At 46.3% G+C, this 22,870-nt stretch carries 19 protein-coding genes and 2 pseudogenes; 7 read left to right on the forward strand and 14 right to left on the reverse strand.

Features of this window, described 5'->3' with window-relative positions; all coding sequences use genetic code 11:
- The first annotated feature begins 18 nt into the window (after window positions 1–18).
- Window positions 19–294: a co-chaperone GroES gene (locus tag HRQ91_RS09870; protein ID WP_210117893.1), complete on the forward strand. Its 276-nt coding sequence runs from the start codon at window positions 19–21 to the stop codon at window positions 292–294.
- Window positions 295–356: 62 nt separating this feature from the next.
- On the opposite strand, the gene HRQ91_RS09875 is transcribed toward HRQ91_RS09870, so the two are convergent.
- From HRQ91_RS09875 to HRQ91_RS09895, 5 genes are all read right to left on the reverse strand, one after another.
- Window positions 357–2,201: a tetratricopeptide repeat protein gene (locus HRQ91_RS09875; protein ID WP_210119387.1), complete on the reverse strand. Its 1,845-nt coding sequence runs from the start codon at window positions 2,199–2,201 to the stop codon at window positions 357–359.
- A 302-nt stretch (window positions 2,202–2,503) separates the two neighbouring features.
- Complete coding sequence (gene nusB / locus HRQ91_RS09880; RefSeq protein WP_210119388.1) at window positions 2,504–2,929, reverse strand: transcription antitermination factor NusB; 426 nt, start codon at window positions 2,927–2,929, stop codon at window positions 2,504–2,506.
- Window positions 2,930–4,021 carry an MOSP complex formation periplasmic protein, TDE1658 family gene (locus tag HRQ91_RS09885; protein ID WP_210119389.1) on the reverse strand — a complete coding sequence of 364 codons (1,092 nt, stop codon included), beginning with the start codon at window positions 4,019–4,021 and terminating at the stop codon, window positions 2,930–2,932.
- A 216-nt stretch (window positions 4,022–4,237) separates the two neighbouring features.
- On the reverse strand, window positions 4,238–6,037 hold the full coding sequence (locus tag HRQ91_RS09890) for an alanine--tRNA ligase (RefSeq protein WP_210119390.1): 1,800 nt from the start codon (window positions 6,035–6,037) through the stop codon (window positions 4,238–4,240).
- Between the two features lie 116 nt (window positions 6,038–6,153).
- Window positions 6,154–7,704, reverse strand: a complete 1,551-nt coding sequence (locus HRQ91_RS09895) for a pallilysin-related adhesin (protein WP_210119391.1) — start codon at window positions 7,702–7,704, stop codon at window positions 6,154–6,156.
- 255 nt (window positions 7,705–7,959) lie between these two features.
- On the opposite strand from HRQ91_RS09895, the gene HRQ91_RS09900 reads away from it, so the two are divergent.
- The 4 genes from HRQ91_RS09900 to thrS all read left to right on the forward strand — a co-directional run bounded on the left by HRQ91_RS09900 (window position 7,960) and on the right by thrS (window position 11,120).
- Window positions 7,960–8,121 (forward strand): rubredoxin, encoded by a 162-nt coding sequence (locus tag HRQ91_RS09900; protein WP_210119392.1) that lies wholly within the window; start codon window positions 7,960–7,962, stop codon window positions 8,119–8,121.
- 23 nt (window positions 8,122–8,144) lie between these two features.
- On the forward strand, window positions 8,145–8,528 hold the full coding sequence (locus tag HRQ91_RS09905) for a desulfoferrodoxin family protein (protein ID WP_210119393.1): 384 nt from the start codon (window positions 8,145–8,147) through the stop codon (window positions 8,526–8,528).
- Between the two features lie 177 nt (window positions 8,529–8,705).
- Window positions 8,706–9,278 carry a methylated-DNA--[protein]-cysteine S-methyltransferase gene (locus tag HRQ91_RS09910; protein WP_210119394.1) on the forward strand — a complete coding sequence of 191 codons (573 nt, stop codon included), beginning with the start codon at window positions 8,706–8,708 and terminating at the stop codon, window positions 9,276–9,278.
- Between the two features lie 84 nt (window positions 9,279–9,362).
- The gene (gene thrS, locus HRQ91_RS09915; protein ID WP_210119395.1) at window positions 9,363–11,120 is read left to right on the forward strand and encodes a threonine--tRNA ligase; all 1,758 of its coding nucleotides are present in this window, start codon (window positions 9,363–9,365) and stop codon (window positions 11,118–11,120) included.
- Between the two features lie 58 nt (window positions 11,121–11,178).
- On the opposite strand, the gene HRQ91_RS09920 is transcribed toward thrS, so the two are convergent.
- The 4 genes from HRQ91_RS09920 to rnhA all read right to left on the reverse strand — a co-directional run bounded on the left by HRQ91_RS09920 (window position 11,179) and on the right by rnhA (window position 14,882).
- Window positions 11,179–11,916 carry a hypothetical protein gene (locus tag HRQ91_RS09920; protein ID WP_210119396.1) on the reverse strand — a complete coding sequence of 246 codons (738 nt, stop codon included), beginning with the start codon at window positions 11,914–11,916 and terminating at the stop codon, window positions 11,179–11,181.
- Window positions 11,917–12,050: 134 nt separating this feature from the next.
- The gene (locus tag HRQ91_RS09925; RefSeq protein ID WP_210119397.1) at window positions 12,051–13,343 is read right to left on the reverse strand and encodes a DUF8086 family protein; all 1,293 of its coding nucleotides are present in this window, start codon (window positions 13,341–13,343) and stop codon (window positions 12,051–12,053) included.
- A gap of 5 nt (window positions 13,344–13,348) precedes the next feature.
- Window positions 13,349–14,236 (reverse strand): hypothetical protein, encoded by an 888-nt coding sequence (locus HRQ91_RS09930; RefSeq protein WP_210119398.1) that lies wholly within the window; start codon window positions 14,234–14,236, stop codon window positions 13,349–13,351.
- Window positions 14,237–14,414: 178 nt separating this feature from the next.
- The gene (gene rnhA / locus HRQ91_RS09935) at window positions 14,415–14,882 is read right to left on the reverse strand and encodes a ribonuclease HI (RefSeq protein ID WP_210119399.1); all 468 of its coding nucleotides are present in this window, start codon (window positions 14,880–14,882) and stop codon (window positions 14,415–14,417) included.
- Between the two features lie 388 nt (window positions 14,883–15,270).
- Between rnhA and HRQ91_RS09940 the strand changes: the two genes are divergently transcribed.
- Complete coding sequence (locus HRQ91_RS09940; RefSeq protein ID WP_210119400.1) at window positions 15,271–15,711, forward strand: cytidine deaminase; 441 nt, start codon at window positions 15,271–15,273, stop codon at window positions 15,709–15,711.
- Window positions 15,712–15,931: 220 nt separating this feature from the next.
- Here HRQ91_RS09940 and ilvC read toward each other — a convergent pair whose 3' ends face one another.
- From ilvC to HRQ91_RS09955, 3 genes are all read right to left on the reverse strand, one after another.
- The gene (gene ilvC / locus HRQ91_RS09945) at window positions 15,932–17,413 is read right to left on the reverse strand and encodes a ketol-acid reductoisomerase (RefSeq protein ID WP_210119401.1); all 1,482 of its coding nucleotides are present in this window, start codon (window positions 17,411–17,413) and stop codon (window positions 15,932–15,934) included.
- A 315-nt stretch (window positions 17,414–17,728) separates the two neighbouring features.
- Window positions 17,729–18,466 carry a DUF4469 domain-containing protein gene (locus HRQ91_RS09950; protein ID WP_210119402.1) on the reverse strand — a complete coding sequence of 246 codons (738 nt, stop codon included), beginning with the start codon at window positions 18,464–18,466 and terminating at the stop codon, window positions 17,729–17,731.
- Between the two features lie 288 nt (window positions 18,467–18,754).
- Entirely contained in the window at window positions 18,755–21,001 is a 2,247-nt protein-coding gene (locus HRQ91_RS09955) for a leucine-rich repeat protein (protein WP_246473215.1), read from the reverse strand.
- A gap of 138 nt (window positions 21,002–21,139) precedes the next feature.
- Between HRQ91_RS09955 and HRQ91_RS09960 the strand changes: the two genes are divergently transcribed.
- Window positions 21,140–21,358 carry a hypothetical protein gene (locus tag HRQ91_RS09960; RefSeq protein WP_210119403.1) on the forward strand — a complete coding sequence of 73 codons (219 nt, stop codon included), beginning with the start codon at window positions 21,140–21,142 and terminating at the stop codon, window positions 21,356–21,358.
- Window positions 21,359–21,575: 217 nt separating this feature from the next.
- On the opposite strand, the pseudogene HRQ91_RS09965 reads toward HRQ91_RS09960, so the two are convergent.
- Together HRQ91_RS09965 and HRQ91_RS09970 are read right to left on the reverse strand one after the other, a co-directional pair.
- A pseudogene (locus tag HRQ91_RS09965) lies at window positions 21,576–21,809 on the reverse strand (hypothetical protein); the annotation flags it as partial.
- 144 nt (window positions 21,810–21,953) lie between these two features.
- Window positions 21,954–22,610, reverse strand: a pseudogene (locus tag HRQ91_RS09970) (Rpn family recombination-promoting nuclease/putative transposase); the annotation flags it as partial.
- Window positions 22,611–22,870: the final 260 nt, after the last annotated feature.

The raw sequence follows: 22,870 nt of genomic DNA on the forward strand, positions 1-22,870 counted from the left end.
ATTTTGAGGAGTTCTTATATGAAGATCAAACCTTTGGCAGACAGAGTACTTGCAAAACCCGAAAAAGCGGAAGAAAAAACGGCATCCGGCATAATTATCCCGGAAGCGGCGCAGGAAAAAACACAGACCGCAATCGTAGAAGCCGTAGGGCCGGGCACCGATGACGAAAAAATCACCGTTAAAGCCGGCGATTGCATCATGTATGATAAATATGCAGGAACCGCAATAAAAATAAACAAAGAAGATTATCTGATTTTAAAAAACAGCGACATCATAGCTGTAATAGAAAAATAAAATTCCTACACCCATGCGATGTTTCGGCTTGCCCGAAACTCGCCGTTGCGGCGTGTTTTCCTTTATTTTGCCGTGCGCAGCTGCAATAAAAGAAGCCGCGCTTTTTCATTTAAAGGATCGAGAGAAATACAATAACTGAGAGTGCGGAGCGCTTCCGCATTTTTCTTTTGCTTGTCTTGAATACAGGCAATCCTGTAAAGAATGTCGGCCTTTTTTACATTATCCACCGCCGCTCCGGCCTTTTTTCCGTATAGATCAAGCGCCTTTTGTTTTGCCCCCGTAGAGCTGTAGATCACGGCAAGATTTATCGCAGCGGAAAAACTCGCGTCTCCAAGTTCTTCCGTCCGGTATTCAGGGCGTGCCGAAACCACGTATTCATACAATGTCCTTGCAATGTCCACGAACTTTTTATTTATGGCAAAATATGCTCCGTATTCGCATTCCCACGCATCCAAATCATCTTTATGCGACAAAAGCTGCAAATAAGAATTTTCCGAAGGATCAAACGAATAGCGTTTTTCTTCATAATCAAAAAACAGATTCTCCGCGTCGCTGATCTTTGCTGCAGACAAAAGAATGTGCACGGCATAACGGACTATCACAGGCGGCCAAAGAGCATTTTCACGTGACGAATTTTCAAGCATCTGCCACGCTTCGGCTATGCACAAATTTTCAGGCGTCTTTTCCACGCGATGCCTCAAATCGCTGCGTATAACTTCCAAAAGCGGATCATGAGTCCGCCTTACGGATTCGTCCATCCTGTAAAGCGCATCGGAAACGCTCACTCTAGGGGAGGCGTCGTATCTTTGCATGCGGAGTGTCCTCACCCCAGAGCTGCGCAGTGCGTTTTCATAAAAATTTTCTTTAGGAGGCTGACTGCTTTTATATGCAAACCTGCCGTAAGCTGCGAGTCCCGGAATATAATCCGGAAAATCCCTCACCGCGCTAAAAAGCATATCGTAACATAATCGATCGTCGCCGTTTTGCGCCGCCCAAAAAGCGCTGTTTACATAGGTGACGGCGATAAAATCATCGGTTTTATTGCCGGCGCCGGATTCTGCGTCAAAGCCGACGGTCTCGAGCAAAAATTCTCTTTCCTGCTGGGCAGAAAAATAGTCCCCCAAACAGACCAGGGCATCCGACTTTAGAGCTGAAATTCTTGCACGGGAAATTTCCGGATTTTTACGGCTAGCGGCAAAAAACAGATTTTGCGCAAGAGTAAAATTTTGAGCCGCCTGCATGAACCTTGACGAATCATACTGGACTAGCCCCCAAAACAAAGCGTCTTCCGCCGTATAGATCTGTGACGGTTGAAGCAGAGCCGCGTCTTTTATCTTATTGTCATGAATAAGCGCTACGGCGCAATTTTTAAGCCATAATGTGTTTTTTGAAGTTTCGTATGCAGCGCGAAACACGGGAATATATGACGCGTTAATAAAATCATTTGGGGTTGGAGCCGGCAACTCGGAAATTCTTTTTTGCAAGAGGGCTTCGGAATAAAGGGATTCATAGCGGGTGCTTAAAAGTTTTAATGCGAACGGAAAAGAGTCTTCCAATTTTCCTTCGCGAAGTAAAGCGTGGGCACGTACGGCGTTCAATTCTGCGTTTGAAGGTTCTTTTTTAAGAGCCTTTAAAATAAGACGCTCAGCATTTTTATATTCTCCGAGCTGCCTGTAACGCCGGTATATTCCCAAATACGAAAAAGAATTAAACGCTTTTTTTTCCGCGAGCGAAAGCCCCTTCAACGCCCCGTTAACGTCGCCTTGCGCGATCAGAGCGTCCACTACGTCAAGTTCGGAAACAAAGGCCTTGTCATCGGAATAAAGCGAACAGGAGACGGCCGGTACGATAAGCGATACGAGAGCGAAAATAAAAACTACCGTAAAATTATGCCGGCGAAAGATCATTTTAAGATTCCTTAAAATTGCACGAGGGAGAAAATTTCAATTTTCGACCGAGTGCAATTAGTGCGCACTTTGCGCACAGTTCAATAAATAAGTTTTCCGAAGGAAAACTTAAAGCTAAATTGAACGGCGCTATTTCAGACGTTCAATTTAAACAATCCTATAAAATTGCACGAGGGAGAAAATTTCAATTTTCGACCGAGTACAATTAGTGCGCTTCTTGCGCACAGTTATAAAAGAGTTTCCGAGGGAAACTCGCAGTTAAAATCCGCCGCGCCCATTCAGCGGTGGATTTTAAACAATCCTTATACAACGGATCCGGGGTTTTTACTGACGGAATCAAGCATGGCGTTTATAAATTTGTATGAATCGTCGGAGCCGAATTCCTTTGCGATACCGACCGCTTCATCCATAACGATGGTAGGCGGAATGTCGTTTTGAAACAGCAATGAATATACGCTCATACGCAATATGGCAAGCGCAACGCGGTCCAAACGCGAAAAATCCCAATTTTTGGAAAGATTGGCCTTAATGCGCTTATCTATCTCTTCAATGTGTTCAAGAGTTCCCGCTATGATAAAGGCTGCAAAAGTTTTGGTACTTTCATCTATGCCGGATTTGCCCTGCGCTTCAGCCCATGAAAAGGACATAAGAGAATCTTTAGGTATTCCACCTACGTCCCATGAATAAAGCGCCTGAAAAGCAAGGACGCGCCCTTTTCGCCTTGACACCTAGTTTTTTCCTTCCCATGCGAGCAATTTGTCAAGCGAGGGGCCCGCCTTTTTCCATTCTACGTTTTCATCCGTATTAAGAGAAGCCGAAATATCCTGCGCGGCTTTCAACATGAACTGGCTTTGTTTTTGCTGCGTAAGATTTTGTTTAATATAATCATAAACCGTTATGGTTGTTCCCGGCTGAACGACGTCGCTCAGTTCAAGCATTTTAGCCGGAAATTTTTCCTGAATCACATAGAATTGAAAATCTTTATCCGTTTCTGTTATGTCGGAAACGTAACCGGGATCTCTTGAAAAAAGCGTAAGCAGATCGTTATAAGAAAGCCCCAACTGATGGGCGTGCTGCTGGGTTTTGCTTACGGTCAGTTCTCCCGCCTGAAAACCCGAATTTTCGATTCTCGATCTGACTGAAAGCTGATCCAAAGTTTGAGTTTTATTCTTATAATCGTTTAAAAGCCCTTCCGCCTTGTTTTTTGCGGCGGCGCTGTCCTGCCCTTTCGGCACCATGGCCAAAAACATCCTAAGAATATCGCTTTGCACAAAGGTGGCCTTATTCATTTCATAAAAAGAGCGGATCTCCTTGTCCGTAGGCATTACGGACTGAAGTTCGTCGCGTTTTTGGCTTAAAATATACCGCTGCACGATGAGCTGCGTCTTAAGATGAGCCTTATACCCGGCAAGCGTAAGTCCGAACTGTCTTTCAAAAAAATCGTCCAAAGAAAGATTTTCCTGTTTACGGATAAAATCGGCAAACTGCTGCTCCGTTACCGCTTGTCCCAGCTGTTGTGAAATATATTGCAAAAAAGACTGGTCCACCTGACTGTCCGTAACGGTCACGTTAGCTTTTTGAGCCGCTTGAAGAATGAGTTTTTCATTAACAAGCGCTTCAAGCACCGCTCTTCGTTGCTCCATGTCAAGAACCTTGTTGTTCTGCTTTTGATAAATTTCGACGCGGTTTCTGAGTTCTTTTAAAGTGACGGTCTCATTTTTATTCAATTTTACAACGGCAAGTACCTGCAAATCCGACTGAGCGGCAAGCCCCGCAAGAGTCATCAAAACAAGAACAACGCCAGCAGCAATGCGTTTCATAGCAAGCTCCCTTTATTCATAAATTTCAATGTTACCTCTAAAAACTTCAGTTTTTAGAGGTTCTCAATTTTATATAATCTCCCGGGAATTTTTCCGGCTGCGGGAAAATAACGCCGCAGTAAACTTCAATTTTTAAGACATCGGCGGCTTCTTTAAGAAGAGAACGCACGACCATTTTAAATTAAACATTTTTTTTTCATATTTGTTACAATTTTTTTACGGCGCAGAATCTTCGATTACGGCGCGAATACGGCGCACTCCGGCGGAAGACGACTGCTCTTTTACGATTTTAAACCGGCCTATCTGTCCAGTGTGCTGTACGTGCGGGCCGCCGCAAACTTCCTTGCTGAAATTTCCTATGGAATAAACTTTTACCTGGCTGTCGTACTTTTCACCGAAAAGCGCCCTAGCACCGTATTTTTTTGCGTCTTCAATATCCATCACTTCCATAGTTACAGGGAGATCTTCTTTAATCTTTTCGTTTACGATGTCTTCAACCCTTTTAATTTCTTCCTGCGTCATCGGCCGCGGCTGAACAAAATCGAACCTCATGCGTTCCGCCGTAATATTCGAGCCCCTTTGGGCAATGTGATTGCCTAAAACTTCGACGAGGGCCTGCTGCAAAAGATGCGTAGCCGTGTGATATTTGGTTGTAATCTCGCTGTGATCGGCAAGACCGCCTTTAAAGGTTCCCGCACTCAAAGTGCGGCTTTCTTCCTGATGTTTTTTTTCTTCCGCCTTGAAAGCTTCAATATCGACCGTCATTCCGTTTTCACATGCCAACTCTTCCGTAAGTTCAATCGGAAAGCCGAAAGTGTCGTACAGCCGGAAAGCCACCCTGCCGGGTATGATCTTTTTAGGATTTTTTTGAAGGTTCGGCAGAAGTTTTGCAAATTCGGCTTCGCCTTTTTTTAAAGTCGAAAGAAATTTATTCTCTTCGGCGGTGAGCTCGTCAAAAATGAATTTTTGCCGGCCTTCAAATTCGGGATAGGCGCCAATGTACTCTTCAATGATGATCTTTGCAGGCTTTGAAAGGAAAATTCCGTCAAGGCCGAGTTTGCGTCCGTGCCGCACGGCGCGGCGGATTATGCGGCGCAAGATATATCCGGCTCCTACATTGCTCGGCGTAACGGCTTTGGGATCCCCCAATATAAACGTCGCGGTACGTATGTGATCGGCGATGATGCGCATGGAAACGTCTACCTGCTCGTCGTTTCCGTATTTTTTCCCTGTCAATTCTTCGATACAGTTTATAACGGGAACAAAAACATCTATTTCATAGACGGTCTTCATTCCGTTAAGCATGGCCACGGTGCGCTCTATGCCCATGCCGGTGTCGACGCATTTGCGCGCAAGAGGAAGAAATTTTCCTTCCGCATCTTTATTGTATTGCATAAAGACGTTGTTCCAAATTTCAACATATCTGCCGCTTTTGTCGCCGGGGCGACATTCTGAGCCGCAGCCGGGCTTTTCGGTGTCGTAAAAAATTTCAGTATCGGGTCCGCACGGGCCTGTAGCTCCCGCAGGGCCCCACCAGTTGTCTTCCCGCGGCAAAAAATAAATACGCTCCCGCGGAATGCCGAGGCTTTCCCAAATAGCGGCGGACTCTTCATCGCGCGGAATTCCTTCTTCGCCTTCAAAAACCGTGATGGAAAGTTTTTTAGGATCTATTCCTAAATATTCTGGAGAAGTTAAAAACTCATAACTGAATGCTATCGATTCTTTTTTAAAATAATCACCGAGCGACCAATTTCCGAGCATTTCAAAAAAAGTTAAGTGGGCTGCGTCCCCTACGGAATCGATGTCGCCTGTGCGCACGCATTTTTGGTAATCCGTAAGGCGCTTTCCCTGAGGGTGCGCTTCGCCCATAAGATACGGGACGAGCGGCTGCATACCGGCCGTGGTAAACAGTACCGTAGGATCGTTTTCGGGTAACAGTGATTTTCCGCTTATTTCTGCATGACCTTTGCTTTTAAAAAATGATATATATTTAGTTCGTAATTCATTTACAGTCATGGAATTTATACTATATGACAGAAAGCGACAATGTCAAGCATCGGAAACACGGTCCAGCCGCGGCTCCAGGCAGGACGCTGCCGGGAGTGTAGCCTTTTTTTATACTGAGACAACTTTTATTTACGCGCAGTCTGCGCCGAATTCCTTGAAAGCGTTAAAGGGGCCGTTTTAAGCGGCGCCGGATTTTTTAAAGAAAGAGAAATCGCATGCATTATAATCGTATTCCGGTCCGTAACCGCCGTAGGAACTCCCGTCCTGCGGGACGGGGCGGCTTGAGGAACGACTTCTTTATAAGAAAGCTGATAAGCCGATTTAAGAAAAGATCTTTCGCCTAAAGGGCGGAACATAATAACGGGCTCGCCGTCTATTTCCAGTATGGAAAATTTACCGGCTTCATTCGACGAATCTCCCGAAGCGGTATACGTATCCGCCGAAAATGAAAATTTTGTGCCGTCGGCGGAATACCAGTCGTCGCCTGAAGTAAGGTCTTTTATAAAATCCTGGGACCTTGCCGCTTTTGTTCCGAAAGACGCCTTTGTGTCAGCCTTTTTATAATTGCCGTCCCACAGATTAATCTCGTTTATAGTCATGCCCAAGTCTTCCTGTATCCTTAGCCGGATTTCGTCGGCCGCAACAAGGGTTATATAATAGCGCCTGTGAAGGCTCGATATGGACAGATTTTCCGTCGAAAGATAAATTCCCGAACTGCTTAAATAGCTTTCAAACCATGTGTACACTTCTTCCGTATCGTTGTGCTGAAGTATTATTTCCGAATTTTCAGGATCAAAAAACAAATACCTTATGCCTTTCCCGTCGTCGGAAGTTTTATACCACACGCCCTTAAGATAATTGGCGAAGGTTTTTACCGTTCCGTCTCGAATTTTTGCAAGCTCGTTTGCGGCTATACGGCTGTCGCTCAGCCTTATGCGTTCAGTCTGTACGAATTTATTCTGCTGCGCTTTCCATTCGTATTTTATCTGGAATTGCTCGTGTCCGTCGCCGGCAGATTCAGGATCCGAACCGTATACTATTATAGGGAACGGAGCGGCGTTAACTTGGGAAAGTTCGTAAGCTTGATCGCGCGGCTGCTGCTGGACAAAGATACTTCCGTCGGAACGGAAATCGCCGATGTTTTCCAAAACGGCTACCCTATTCCTGCCTTTGCGTATGCGATATATCTGCAAAACGGAAATTCCGTCATCCGTGACACCCTGATAAACAAGAACAGGACGGTGATCGCCTAAAACATCTATGCACGCATAGGAAAACGAATGTATCTGCGTTATCGGAGTTTCCAATTCCGCCGTACGCTCGTAAGCGCCCGTACCCGGATTGTATAAACCTATGAGCAAATACAAATAGGGCTTTGTAAGTTTTTGTACAAGATTGATCTGATCGTCGCGCATGTCGTTATCAATATCAAGCGTTAAAATGCTCACTAGAGTTTCGTCGGAATTAAGAGGAATAAAAGACGTCAGCCCGCCGTCGCTCGACGCCAAAGGATTGTTCTCCGCAGCTTCCGATCTAGCGGTTCCGGTAAACGGCGTAACTATTTTAGGCTGAGGCGGAGCCGAATTTTTGGAAGAAGCGCTCCCGTATATTATAAAGAAAATCGTCATACAGGCTGCGAAAATCACAAAAAAAACAAAAACGGCGCGGTTTTTCATACTACGGCTAGTGTATAGAATAGGTTTTCAATTGGCAATAGCAGGCAATAGCGCACGTTGCCTCACGCAGCGCAAAATCCGCGCCAAAGGCATGAAGGTTTTAAGTTATATTTGAACTTAAAACAATATTGTAATTAATTGTATTTATTTAAAAACCGTGGTATAATAATCTAAATTGAACGTCCGAAATAACGCCGTTCAATTTAAATATCTGTGCGCAAAGTGCGCACGAACGCGGTATTTTAGGAGGCTGACATGGCTAAATATGTATGCAATCTTTGTGCCTATGAGTACAATCCGAAAGAAGGCGACCCCGCGTCGAACATTCCGGCAGGAACAAAATGGGAAGATCTTCCGGACACTTGGGTGTGTCCGATATGCGGTGCGGGAAAAGAAGAATTCACCGTAGAAGAGTAATCCGTATTGTACTAGGAGAAAAAATGGCTTCAAAAAAATTTTTTATATGTAAACATTGCGGAAATATAATCGGTATGATCGAGTCCGCCGGAGTTCCTGTCGTCTGCTGCGGCGAAAAAATGACGGAACTCGTTCCGAACACTACGGACGCCGCGCAAGAAAAGCATGTGCCGGACGTAACCGTTTCCGGAAACACTGTTACCGTAAAGATCGGTTCCATAGCGCATCCTATGACTCAGGAGCACTTTATTTCTTGGGTGTATGTGGAAACGGCACAGGGCGGGCAGCGCAAAAAAATCAATCCAGGAGACATGCCTGAAGTAGTCTTCGCCTTAACGGAAAAGGACAAGCCTATCGCCGCGTACGCTTATTGCAATCTGCACGGCCTTTGGAAAAAAGATCTGTAAACATCCTTTTCAGTTCAATTCTGTCGCAAAATGCGTACTTATTCCGCATAATTTATAAAACAATCGGAATAAGTACGACGCCGCGTCACGTTTACGTATCGGCGCGGATGGGGTAAAATAATTTACTTTAATATCATAAAAGACGGCGACCGAATATTTTGGCGCGCGGGGAGAACTATGGTATACATACATCGCTATAAAACGCCCGGAGGCTTTTCCAACCTACTGATGAACAGCGACGGCGAAGCTCTTACGGGTTTATGGTTTGAAAATTCTCAAGACGCTTTCAAGCATGTCTTAAACTGCGAAGAAAAAGAACTGACGATTTTTAAAGACACTTGCCGCTGGCTGGACGTCTATTTTTCGGGTAAACAACCTGACTTTACGCCGGAGTATAAAATAAAAAATCTTACGCCTTTTAGAAAAGAAGTCATAGACGAAATGCTTAAAATCCCATTCGGCGCCGTCGTTTCCTACGGTTATATTGCGAATACTCTTGCCCGAAAACGCGGCAAGGCAAAGATGTCCGCACAGGCCGTAGGAGGAGCGGTAGGATGGAATCCTTTATGCATAATAATACCGTGTCATCGCGTCGTAGGCACAAACATGAATTTAACGGGCTACGGCGGCGGCATACAAAATAAAATTTCGCTGCTTTCGCTTGAAGGAAACGATATGAATATGTTTCCCTTGCCTAAAAAAATGGAACAAAGACCGGGCGCATGCAAGAATTCCGCGCCTAATGTATAAATTTCAAGCAAATTTCTTATTCTTGACACTGACGTTTTATATTTATATCCTTTAGAAATATTATTTTAATAAAAGGTGATCTTTATGGCTGTTGATGAAAAACTTGCAACAGTGCGTCACAGTTGTGCACACGTCATGGCGGAAGCCGTTTTACATTTATTTCCGGGAACAAAATATGCGATAGGGCCGGCAATCGACACGGGGTTTTATTATGACTTCGCTTTTCCCAAAGACGTTAAGTTTTCCGAAGCGGATTTTCCTGCAATAGAAAAAGAAATGCGCCGTATCATTGCAGGCAACCATGATTTTATACGCACCGAAGTGACAAAAGACGAGGCTTTAAAATTATTTAAGGATCAGGAATACAAGGTTGAAATAATTAACGACTTGCCTGCAGAAGAAAAGATCACTACATATCGGCAAGACGATTTTCTCGACCTGTGTCGCGGTCCCCACGTAGCGAACACAAAAGAAATAAACGCACAAGGGTTTAAGCTTTTGAAAACGGCGGGAGCCTATTGGAGAGGAGACTCCGAACGTCCCATGCTTACCCGCGTTTATGCGCTGTGCTTTGCAAAACCCAACGATCTTAAAGAACATCTTAAAATGCTAGAAGAAGCCGAAAAACGGGATCACCGCAAATTGGGCACTGAAATGGATCTTTTTCACCTCGATCCTGAAGATCCCGGGCAGATTTTCTGGCACCCTGCAGGCTGGACAATGTACGTTGCGCTGCAGGATTATATGCGCAAAAGAGTTTTGGAAGACGGATATAAAGAAGTAAACACTCCTGCCGTAATGCCGCGCACTTTGTGGGAAAAAAGCGGCCACTGGGGACACTATCAAAAAAACATGTTCATAACCGAAAGCGAAAAGCGGATGTTCGCCATCAAACCGATGAACTGTCCGGGAGCCCTTGAAATTTTCAATACGCGAACCCGTTCCTATAAAGATTTGCCCATGCGCTTGGCAGAATTCGGGCATTGCGTGCGCAATGAACCCAGCGGAACGCTGCACGGAATTATGAGAGTAAGAGGCTTTGTTCAAGACGACGCGCACATCCTATGTACCGACGATCAAATAAGTGACGAAGTTTCCAAATTCTGCCGGCTGTTAAAATCGGTTTATAAGGACTTCGGCTTCGATAAGAATCTCATCGTTAAATTCAGCACTATGCCCGACGATCATGTAGGCGATCTGGCTACATGGGAGCGTGCGGAAAAGGCCCTTGCCGAAGCCTGCAAAAAAGCGGAACTCGAATATGAAATACAGCCCAAAGAAGGCGCCTTTTACGGACCTAAACTTGAATTTACGCTGGTCGACGCGCTCGGCCGTCAATGGCAGTGCGGCACTATACAGGTGGATTATCAGTTGCCTTCTTCCGAACGGCTTAACGCCGAATATACGGGCGCGGACAATCAAAAACACAACCCCGTCATGCTGCACAGGGCGGTCTTAGGATCGCTTGAACGCTTTCTCGGCATCTTAATCGAAAATTTTGCCGGAGCCATGCCGGTTTGGCTGCATTTTGAACAGGCCGCAGTCGTTCCGATCGGCAAAGACTTTAACGAATACGCGCAAAAAATCAATAACGCCTTGCTCGCAGCCGGTATACGTTCAAACGCATACCTCGACGACGACAACATGAAAAATAAGATTCGCCTGATAAGCATGCAAAACAGAACTCCTTATATACTTGTTGTAGGTGAAAAAGAAAAGGCTGAAAATTCGGTAACCGTCAGGTTCCGCCACAGTTCGGGATTGCCGCAAAGGACGTTCAGCCTTGACGAATTTATCGCTTACGCGCGAAACAAAATAGACACCCATTCTTTAAATAGCTGAGTCTGTTCGGGTTCTACGAATTTTAAGGGTTTGCAATCGACCGCTTAAAACGCTCGGGTTAAAACAAAAGCCTTGCGCTCACTCTTATCATCATAGCGTCAAGCCCACGCCCGTTTATCAGCGATCCGAGCGGAAAATAAATACGCATTGCAAGCCCCGCCTGAAGTCTTTCGGATATTTTGTAATTCCAAGCGCCCGTCAGTTCGGGAAACAAAAATCGCATATCCGACATGAGCCAGCCGTTTATTTTTTCAACGTCGCCTTTTGCGTCGCCCGAAACCCCGGGATCGGAAGATTTTACACCGTGTGAGAGAAGGCCGTATCTGGCAAGAAAAGCAAGTCCGGCTCCCGCTTCGAAGCTGTAATCTTTGCCCGTTTCGATGTTGTAAACGGCCGGAAGGTCTATCAAAAATGAAAGGACAGTCGCAGTCCTGTTTTCGACTTCCGCGGGCAATGCATTTTTCCCGTCCCACAGGTAATAATTGGTAAAAAATGATATTTCAGGCGTAAATGAAATTTTTTGATCGGTAAAGAGTTTTACTCCCATACCGCACGAAAAGGCAATGGGAGAAGGAGCGCTTTTTGCACGGCTTTCGGTATTTACGGTCATTATAGGCCCCATATCGAAAATCCAAAAATATTTTCGCCTTTGACCTTCTGCCTCTTTGGCGGAAAAATTTTGCGGAGTTTGAAATTCCACGGCGGGTTCCGTTTTCGGCGCAGCTGTATCGTCCGCTGCCTGGCAAAAGGCTGATGCGCTTAACAGCAAAAGTAAAAATATCGCATTTATTTTCATTTTGTCTCCCATAATTCTTTACAGCGCTCGATTTTCGAAAATGCCGCTCGGTCTCGCCGTACGCCGTTCGCTGCGCTCACTAACGAGTTTACGCTGCAAACTCGCGGTCAAATGCCGCATTCGTGCGATTTTTTTTAATCTGAGCGGCGCAATTTTTTATATAAAACCGCGTCAAGATCCACTGAAATAAATCCGCTTCTTCCGGTTTTGTAAAACGACGTTTCTTCCCACGACACGTAAAGCCTTGTTCCCGACAGGGCAAAGTATGAATATATAAAACCTTCGGGAAGTTTCGGAAGCCTAAAAGCCGCAGTTTTTCCGTCGGCAAGCACGGGACGGGAATAGCATGCTCCTGAAAAGTACGACGTCCCGTCTGTAAAAACCGCAAGCGCCCATGTATCCGCAATCAGAGCTTTAGCTTCGAGCAGGGAGCCGGCATAGTCTTTCCCTTTTAGTGAAGCGAATGATGAAGAATATGATCCTCCTGCATAAGAACACTCAACCGTAAAAGGAATGTTTTCGGGAATGGAAGAAACGAGTTTCCTTAGCCTGGCCGGAGCGGTCGAAAGGTCTTTTATTTCTTTTGAATTCCTGAATTCGTCCGCAGAAGAATCTTCTATAAAGAGAGCCGTCTTTACGGTTCCGGGCGATACAGATAAAAGCGGCGCCTCCGTTTTGATTTTTACATATGAAAAAATATTTTTTTCATTTTCGGTTTTCTTTACGGAACACAAAAATCTTTCTCCGTTCCAAGTAAAATCCGTAATCTGGGCGCCGGCTTCTAACTGAAGATCTTCGTAATTTATCAGCGGAAAAAATATGCCGGAATCGGGAGCATAATGAACGATAAACGGCCTCGGCGGAAGGCCAGAGAGATCCGTCGAATCCTTGATACTTTGTTTAGCAGCCTTTTCGTTAAAAAAGACACTTTTAAAAACCGAAAAAAGCGGAGCGTTATCTTCAAAAAAAAGATTCGACGCAGTATTTTCGCTAAATAGGCTTCGGTCGGTATGAAATTCTATATTGCCGCCTCTGAACGTTAAAACGCCGAGCCTGTTTACAAGAGCGTATCCCAAAGGAATCTTATTATCAAGTTTATCGCTCTCACAGCCTGCCGCAGAAATTCTTATGCTTTCAGTCCACGGTTTTTCAGGAACCGGCGGTGCGTTTTTAGGCAGATCTGTTTTTTCAAATCCCGACACAGACAGGGCGTACCAAGAATGTGTGCTCTCGGCAATTTCACGAGCGGCCATCCCGTTCGACAGGTTAGCGAGGTCGAGCGGAGTGCTTTTTTTAGCGCATGAAACACAGAGGAAAAACATAAGGCAGAACGGCGAGGCTATCAATATTTTTAAGAGAAAAGCCGCAAATTTTGAGCTCACAAATCTTATAGGGAAAAGAGATCTTACACGACAAAAAACAAACATATTTTCTATTTTCCACTGTACAACGGAAGAGCACATAATTCAAGTTTCAAATTTCCACCTGCCGAATTTCCGCCGGTTGAAACGGAAAGAACCGCAACCAGATCGCCGCATAAAAAACGGCTTTTATTTTCCGCCTTTTTAATTATCGTCAAAAAATTCATTTTCTGAAATTCGGCGTTTTCCGGAATATACGGCGATAAAAGCTCTCTTATTCCTCCTAAGGATGCAACAACCTCGTCATCACCGGAAATATTCAAGCAAAGGGGCAAATTCAATTTGCGGATGTTAAAGGATCTTTGCGCGATCGATCGGAGTACAACATCCTTGTCGAGATTCCACGGATTGTAATACGTCGGCCGTTTTCCAGGCGGAAGGCCTTCTGTTATTGAATCATTTATCTTTGCCAAGTTTTCAGCCTCTTTTGCCGAAAGGGTTTCTTTTAACCTCCGCCAGTTAAAGGTTGAAGCGTATTCGGCGGTTTGACGGCGGTCTTTTGTGCCTGCATATAAAGAAGCTAAAATATTTGCAGCAAAACCTTCACGCCATGACAGACGCTCGGTATTTTGCGGATAAATACAGCCGGCAGGGTAGAAAAACAACGCATTGCCGTTTTTGTGTCTCGTTACGGGATAAGACAGAACGGAAGCCGGAAAATTTTCAGGCAGCCGTATTTTTACGGATCTTTCATTTTTATCCGCATAAAATGAAAAATGTTTTTCCGCCGTTTGACATTCTATAAGCCAGCATTCCAATTCGGGATATGAAATATCTGAAACGGAAGAGCCGCCGTCTTCGGAAATGTAAGGCGGCCATGACGGCAAAGCGAGCTCTATCGAAGTTTCCCCGCAAAAAAAATAAGCTTCGTTGCCAAGCGAACATCCCTGTAAAAACAAAAAAACAAGACAGCATGACAGGCCGTGAAAAAAAACGGAGCGCAAACACATATCATTTAAATTGAAAAGAATTAGTCTTTTCTGCAAAGGGCGCAAACACTTGATTCGTGCGGAGATTTCGCTAATCCGACTTCGCTTGGAGCTTCGCTTCGAATCTGCGGCAAGGTTGTCGATCGCCTTAAACGAATTTTTTAATCTCTTCGCCCGCAAGAGAATCGCAGATTTCGTTGTATTTTATGCCTGCATGTCCTTTTACCCAATTCCAGCTTAAATTCAAACGTGAAGCAAGGGCGTCGAGCGTAATCCACAGATCCTGATTTTTGACAGGCTGTTTATTGGACGTTTTCCAGTTATTTTTTTTCCAAGCGGTAATCCATTGAGTAATCCCGTTTTTAACATACTGACTGTCGGTACAGACCGTGATCTTTCGCGAATTCCATGAAGAATTTTGTCCGATCAGAACGAAGGCTTGTATTACGGCCGTAAGTTCCATTCTGTTATTTGTCGTAAGTTTTTCACCGCCGCTTTTGCGGATCTCTTGCCCATCCGCAAGGACGACGCAGCCCCAACCGCCGGGGCCGGGATTTCCGGAACATCCGCCGTCGGTATAAACAAAAATTTCAGGCGATTCGCTATTTTCACTCATATTTAAAACCCTATGTTCTCTTAATCGGAGCACGTTTTATTGTATAATAAAATACGGCAATCGGCAAATAAAATAAGGCCTTCTTTCGACTCGCGTTGAAAGAATTGCGTATTGTCGCGCGTGAGCAGGTGTCAGAACATTTCATCCTTCACCGCAAAAGGTAAAAACCGGAGCGTTGATCGCATAGTTGGTATTTCTAATAGATGAAAAACAGAATTTGTATATATAATTAAGTAGTAAGCAAACTGTACACAAAATGTGCGCTTCGCGCGCCACTTCTTTATGACGCGCTCATTGTGAAATATGCTCATTGCGCGAAATGCACGCAAATGCGTTCTCCTAGAAGGTTTGAGACTTTCTGCAATGCCGCATTTTACGGGAGGTCTATATGAAAAACGTTTCCATATCCGGCGATATTCCGGTGAAAAAGCTCATTGAAAAGGCGCTGGAAATGCTGCAATTCTCTTACACACCGTATTCGCACTGGAAGGTAGGCGCCGCGCTGCTCTGTGCAGACGGGAAAATCTGGGGCGGCTGCAACATTGAAAATGCCGCTTATACGCCGTCAAACTGCGCGGAGCGCACGGCCTTTTTCAACGCTGTAAGCGCCGGTGAAAAAGAATTTAAGGCTATTGCGGTTGTCGGCGGCAGCGAAGGAAACGTAAGTTCCTTCTGCTTTCCGTGCGGAGTTTGCCGCCAAGTTATGATGGAATTTTGCGAGCCTGAAGATTTTATCGTTATCGTCGCAAAGAATACGGACGAATACCGCATAAATACGTTAAAAGAACTCTTACCCGACGGCTTCGGCCCCGTGTCGCTGACAATGTAAAAATCCGTGCCGCAAGACAATTCATCGTGTGATAATCGGTCGCACGACAATCCTGTGTGCGCGATAAGTCAGCGATCCGATAACCCCGCGCACGACAATCCTGTGTGCGCGATAGCCGGACAATCCGATTATCCGTGTGCGACAATCCGGTAATAAGTCAGCCCCGCGCGAAGCGCGGGGCTGTGCAAAAAAAGTGTCTATAGCTTTTAAGGCTCTAAACTCATACCTGAATTGCCTTCATCGACGTCATATACTTACGGAGCTTGCGGCCTACAACTTCAATCGGATGTTCTCGAATTTCAGAATTCACGTTCACAAGTTCCGTATTGTTTACGCTGTTGTCTCTTAAAGCTATTCCTTTCCCTATAACGTCTATATCGATCTTGCCCATAAACTCTTTTTCCAAAAACGGCACGGCAGTGTTTGAAAACAATGCGCATCCGTACTCGGCCGTATCCGAAATAACGCGGTTCATTTCATAGAGCTTTTTGCGGTCTATAAGGTTTGCAATAAGAGGAACTTCGTGCAGCGATTCATAGTATGCGCTTTCAGGTTTAATACCCGCGTCAACCATGGTTTCAAAAGCAAGCTCGCATCCGGCCTTTACCATAGCCACAAGAAGGATTCCCTTGTCAAAGTATTCCTGTTCGGAAATTTCTTCGTCGGTTTCAGCGGTTGTTTCAAACGGAAGCTTTCCCGTTTCTTCGCGCCACGCAAGAAGATCATGATCTTTGTTCGCCCAATCCTTCATCATCGTTGAACTGAATTTCCCTGAAATAATATCGTCCATGTGTTTTTGATAAAGCGGCGTAAGCAAAGATTTAAGTTCTTTTGAAATTTCGTTCGCTTTTATCTTTGCAGGATTTGAAAGCCTGTCCATCATGTTTGTGATTCCGCCCCATTTAAGAGCTTCGGAAACGACGTTCCACCCGTGCTGCAGGAATTTTACGGCATAGGCGGGTTTAATTCCCTTGCTTACCATTTTATTGTAACACACAATCGTTCCCGCTTGGAGCATACCGCAAAGGATGGTCTGTTCGCCCATAAGATCGGACTTTACTTCCGCAACAAAGTCGGACTCAAGAACGCCAGCCTTATTGCCTCCCATGCCTACCGCTAAAGCCTTTGCATAAGCCCAGCCCTTTCCTTCAGGATCGTTTTTAGGATGAACGGCTATGAGATCGGGAACTCCGAATCCTCTCTGGAATTCATGCCATACTTCAGTCCCCGGTCCCTTGGGAGCGCACATGACAACCGTAATATCCGGGCGGATCTGCATTCCTTCTTCGACAATATTAAACCCGTGACTGTACCAAAGAGCGGAGCCCTTTTTCATGCGCTTCATAACTTCGGTAACTACGGCTGTGTGCTGCTTGTCGGGAGTAAGATTTCCTACGATATCCGCCGCGGGAATAATTTCATCGTAAGTGCCTACTTTGAAACCGTTTTCAACGGCATTTTTCCAACTTTGGCGTTTTTCTTTGATCGCGTCTTCACGGAGCGCATAACTTACGTCAAGGCCGCTGTCTCTCAAGCACATTCCTTGATTTAAGCCCTGAGCTCCGCAGCCTACGATAACGATTTTTTTACCTTTAAGAGCTTTTACTCCGTCTGAAAATTCTTCACGCGCCATCGAACGGCAATGTCCGAGCTGCAGCCTGGCTTGCCGCCACGGAATCGAGTTAAAATAATTCTGTCCCATCACTATCTCCACTATATAAAACCTGTATTGTGAATAAATTATATATGTAAATCATTGCTCGGTAAAGAGGAGCGGTACGGAGTAAAGACGATCAGCATGGCCGACAACCGGAGTTAGAGCTGTGTTGTTTGGAAAATCTTAGTGCTCTCGGCGAACACAGAACCGTCATACGAAGCATCCGCATAAGAGTATGCAAGCTGTTCGCATAACGGTATGCGAGCTTTTCGCATAAGGCGATGCGAGTTATCCGCATGGAACGATACGAGCCGTTCGCATAAGACGATGCGAACGGTTCCCTTCGGTGTGAAAAACGCTCTAGCTTTTAGCGGTACAGGGTAATTTGAATACCAGTTCCCGCAGTTCTTTAAGCGGAGCGCCGCTGCCTGAATACTTCGTCCGCACGATGACGGTGGTTTTGCCTTCGGGAAGCGCTTGAGGTACGCGCGCGATGATTTGGCCGGGCTTGTTGACCGAAAGGCGACGAGTGGTTTTGTGCTCCGTGCCGTCGGCGGCTTTGAAGAATACACCCTGAGCGGCGTCCTTTTCGTTCACTTTGAGCTTGTCGCCTTCTATTATGATGTCATCTCCTATGGTGAGCGTGCCGTCGTTTAAGCCGGTGGCCGTGTCAGTGATCGCCGTAATGCGGGCGGAACTGTCTTTTGCTCCCATAACCTTTACGCTTATTGCGTCGAGCGCCGTGCGAAGGTCGACGGTCGGGATAAGGTCAACCGTGCGCTTGTGGATTTTCTCGTCGTAGGCGGCGTTCTCCGTTGCCCACACGCCCGACACGCGCGGGCTTATCTGCACAAGGCCGTCCATAAAACTTGAGCCTGCTTGAATCAGGTCTTTAACCGCTTTGTCGCGCAAACTGAGGATGCTCAAGATGGTTTCTTTTCGGAACTCGCTTCGTTCCTTGGTGATAATGTCCGCAATGTCTTCGTTGCGCTGCGTTCCCGTGTGCGCGTGAACGTCGGCGATACAGTCGCGGTCATTGTCCTTTGTGAGCGTGTTGGGACGCAAATAAACTTCCCACACGAATTTCTTTTTAGCCATAGCTTCCTCCTTTTAAGGGGAGGGTTCCCCTTAGACCCCTCTGTTTTCTTAGGGAAGGGAAGACACCCTATAAAAAGCATACGTCCGTGTATGCTTTTTATCCCGAGTTTTCTGTCGAAAACTCGACATACTTTTATTTCCGCGACGTTTGCCGCAGGCAAACTCGGGTTGAAACCTGTACGTTTCGTACAGGTTTCATACGACATCCTGTCCGGTTTCTTCCTTCCCCTAAAACCCAACCTATCTTCCAAATAACGCTTAAGGGCTACTGCCCTTAAGAATCCCGACTTACGGCGTTATTGCCACAATCGTGCCGAAGCCTGACCAGCCTTCTGCGGTTCGGTAGCGGCCTTCGGTGCCGGCGGGCACTTTAAGCGTTGCGGATGCGATGGGCGTGTTCTTAAACACATCATCGCCTGCCGTAATAGCCGGCGGAGTTGCCGCTCTGCACGTTACCGTTGTTAGGGCAGGATTATACGAAAGGGATAAATACCGCATTGACTTAAGTGTTGAAGGCAGTTCGACTGATGTTAAATTATCACAGCTCGAAAGAACGTAACTGCGAAGTTCTTTTACGTTTTCCGGCACAACCATCGAACTCACTTTTAAATCAGTCAATGAATAGTGGCCGATAAATTCCAGCGAGAGCGGCAGCTCAAGCGTTGCAATGTTGGGGCACTCCCAAACCACATAGTCTCCAATACGCTTTAAGCCGTCAGGCAGCGTAACCGATGTCAGTGCGGGAATCTTTCTGAAAGAGCCGAATGCCAATTCCGTTACGCCCGGAGGAACGGAGTAAGAAGCATCCGTTTTAGAGCGCGGGTACCAAAGGAGTACGGTTTTACCCTTGTTAAAGAGCACGCCGTCTTGGGAAGAAAGGAACTCGTTATCGGCTGCGACCGTTACGCTTTGCAGCGTATCTCCCCACTCGTAAGGCTCCTCTACGCCCGTTACCGTGTAGGTTACGCTGTTGTGTATAACCTCTTTCGGTATGAAAAGCGTTGTTCCCGTGTACGGCGGATGAGTTCCGGGACCTGTCTTGGCAGTTACGCTCACCTTTCGCTGGCCGGGCGTTCTATCCGTTACATGGTAGCGCACGCCGTCTTTTGCAAAGTAGTCGGGTATGACGACGGCAGGCGTTACGGTAATGGTACCTGAAAGGGCGTTTTGCCCGCTTGCCGTGTCGGTTATCCGTATTTTCGTTGCACCGGCGTTGATGCACGTTACCGTGATGTTGCCGTAACTGTTCAAGTTCGCCGTACCGAGCGTGATGATACCTGCCGTTTCGGGAACTGCCGTGTAGCTGCCGGAGCCTGCCGTTACCAGCTTATAGGTAAAGCTTTGCCCCATCTCCTTGGTAAACTCCTGATTGCTCAGCGCGAGATCGGCTCCCGTATATTTGAACTTTACTTTGATGTTTGCATTCGCCGTTACCGTGTGGTTGTACGTTTCGTTCGCTCCCGCTTCGGGTATGTCGCTGCCGCCGTTTGTCCACTTGTCTACGGCAAAGTTGGTGTTGGCGGGCGTCGCGGTAAATTCAACGGTTTTGCCGTGTTCCACTTTATTGCCCGAACTGATTTCGCTGCCGTCAACTTTTGCCGTAAGCATGCCGTTCGCACCGTCCACGCCGAAATTGATAGTATAAAGCAGCGCCCAGTTTGCGGTATATTCCGCATTTGCAGCGGGGAAGACCGGAGTTGCAGGCAGTGCGGGATTCCATCCGGTAAAAGAGAAGCCCTCTTTTACGGGATCGGCGGGAACTTCCAAAGCTGTGCCGTATTTGCCGGATTTTACGACATCGGCCGTATTGCCTGCAATGTTACCGCCTGCAAGTTTAAAGGTTACGTTCACCGTATTGCGCTCGTAATAGAGTTTTACAACGGTACTGCCGTCGGCGGCTATCGTGCCGTTTTCCTGTACGGTTCCGTTTATTTCGGTGAGGTTCGATTTGTAGGTAAAGCCATCGTAGGCTCCGCCGATTTTCGGCGTGTATACGACGGGGTCTCCCGATGTGCCGCTTTTATTTTCGCTTTCCGTCGGCTCTGCAGGATAGGTGCCGTCCGTTCCTTCCTGATAGTGCTTTACCGTATACGAAGCTTCGCCGGGCGGAAGCGCTTCAAAGCTCACCTTTACGGTAAGATCGGCTTGAAGATTTACCTGCGCAGTGTTGTTTCCCGCAGTTCCCGTACCCGCTTCAAACGCCATTCCCGTGCCGATTATCTGCCACTCCTTTACTTTGTAACCGGAGTCGGGATTTGCCGTAAAGGTTACGGTTTTGCCCTTTTCGACGTTTATGGGGCTTGTTGCCGTTTCCGCAATGCCGTCCGTCTTTGCTTTGAGCGTGCCGTTTCCGCCTTCCACGCTGAACGTTATGCTGTACGATACGGGCACGGGCGGTGTGGGCGGGGGTTCGGGTTCCGGCGTTCCTCCTGAACCCGAGCCGTTGGAACAGCTTATCGCCAGACCTGTAAGCAAAACTGCGGCAAACATCGCCGCCCGGCGTATAAGGCGCCGTGCCTTTTTACGTGTTTCCATAAACAACCTCCAAATGGTATGTAGTGGGTAATCTTCCCGCACCGCAAAAGACGTATGACGGTGCGGGTATAAAAAAAGCGCGCGGAAGACAATATGTCGCTCGTGCGCCTCTTGTGCGAGAAGTGATTTACGATATGGATGCAGGCTGGATTGTGTGTCGCCGAGTTTGGCGAAGCCAAACTCGCTTTGGAAATTGTGCGTGCAGGGGCAATTCCAATACCACCGAGCGCTTCATCCGACGGCGGACGCAGCGAGGCAGTCTTTTTAAAAAGCGGGTTAGCCAATCGAAATCTCGAAAAAATCGCTAAGGGCGAGTTTTTCGAGATTCCCAACCGTTTTGTGGATTTTGTGTTATGAGTACAGTTTACGCGAACTGACGAACTGACGAACTGACGAACTGACGAACTGACGAACTGACGAACTGACGAACTGACGAACTGACGAACTGACGAACTGACGAACTGACGAACTGACGAACTGACGAACTGACGAACTGACGAACTGACGAACGATTATGGGGCGCGAGAAAGTTTTGTCAAGTGCCTGTGCGAAGGTTGCCACTAACATATTGATTTTATAAAGCCTCTATTTCTTTTTTGGGAAGCCCCGATATTGTGCAAATGTCATTAATCGGATAATTCATACCTTTCATCAATTTTGCCGTTTCAAGTGCTTTCTGGTATGAGCCGTCGGCAAAGCCTTGTTCAATCCCCTGTTCAATTCCTTGTTGTATGCCAATCCGTAGACTTTCTTCTCTCTGTACCGCAATGTCCGTATCGTAATCGTATTCTGCCACTAACATATTGATTCCTCTCAAAAAACTTTTGCAGGAAGTATCAACTTCCGAAAAAGTTTTTTCTGTGCGCAAGCGCGCACTCATACTATAATCGAGTTTGCGTCGCAAACTCGAAATAAAAAGCGGAGGCGTCATTTCAGCCTATGCTTTTTATCGTACCTCCCGTGATTTTCTCTGTAAGTATTCTCTTAATATTCCCTTTTCTATGCATATCTTTACCGCATTGGTAAAGCCGTTTTCACTGTCGAGTTGGGTTTGTTTTCTTACCTCTTCTACAAAGAGGCTGTATTCTTCAAGCGGTTTGCACTCTGCTAAAACTTTGTTTGCTTTGTCCGTGTTGATATTGAGTACTTGAACCGTAAGTTCCAACGGAGCGTGTTCGCTCTTTGTGATAAACGCATCGGATAGCTTTAGAACCGTAGTTTCGGGATAGTCTTCCGTGCCGTTATAGAAAACGTAGAACTCAGGTGTGGGTATTTTTGATAGCTTTCTTAAATACCGGTCTGTCGGCGCTTGCAGTTTTTCATATAGCCTTGCTATGTATTCCAAAAAACGTAAAGGCATGTTTTCGTTTACGGTTGACTGGTGTTCGGCTAGCACGATGATTTTACCGTCTACAAGGCAGGAAACATCGTTTATTATGTTCATGTACATGACGTTTTCAAGCCTGATGTTTTCAACCGGAGACGAAAGCGGCAGGTTTGTACCGTGCAGAGCGTTATACAGCGACAAAAAGTTTTCTTTCGCTTTTTCGTCTTCACTGAAAAGGTCGACGAACACTGAATCCTTGTATTTTCTGTTTGAAGTACTCATAGCCGCTCCCTACTTTATATATTCCGGCACATGATGTTTTCCGCAAGGGAAAATAAGCGCCCGTGCACTCTTTTGTGCGTTAAGTGACCGCGATCGGCATATAGCCGCCCGCAATGCGCCGTGTGTGCTAAGCGCCGCATACGAGGCGTTTTGTGTGCTTTGCGTGTTTCGCGCCGGAGATAGAGCTGTGCCGGCATTACCGTACATTATGTCCCTCGTCGTAAGAATTTGCGGGACTGACTTAAGATGACTGATGTGTT

Origin of the sequence: Treponema parvum (assembly GCF_017893965.1) — a bacterium.
Lineage (GTDB): Bacteria > Spirochaetota > Spirochaetia > Treponematales > Treponemataceae > Treponema_D > Treponema_D parvum.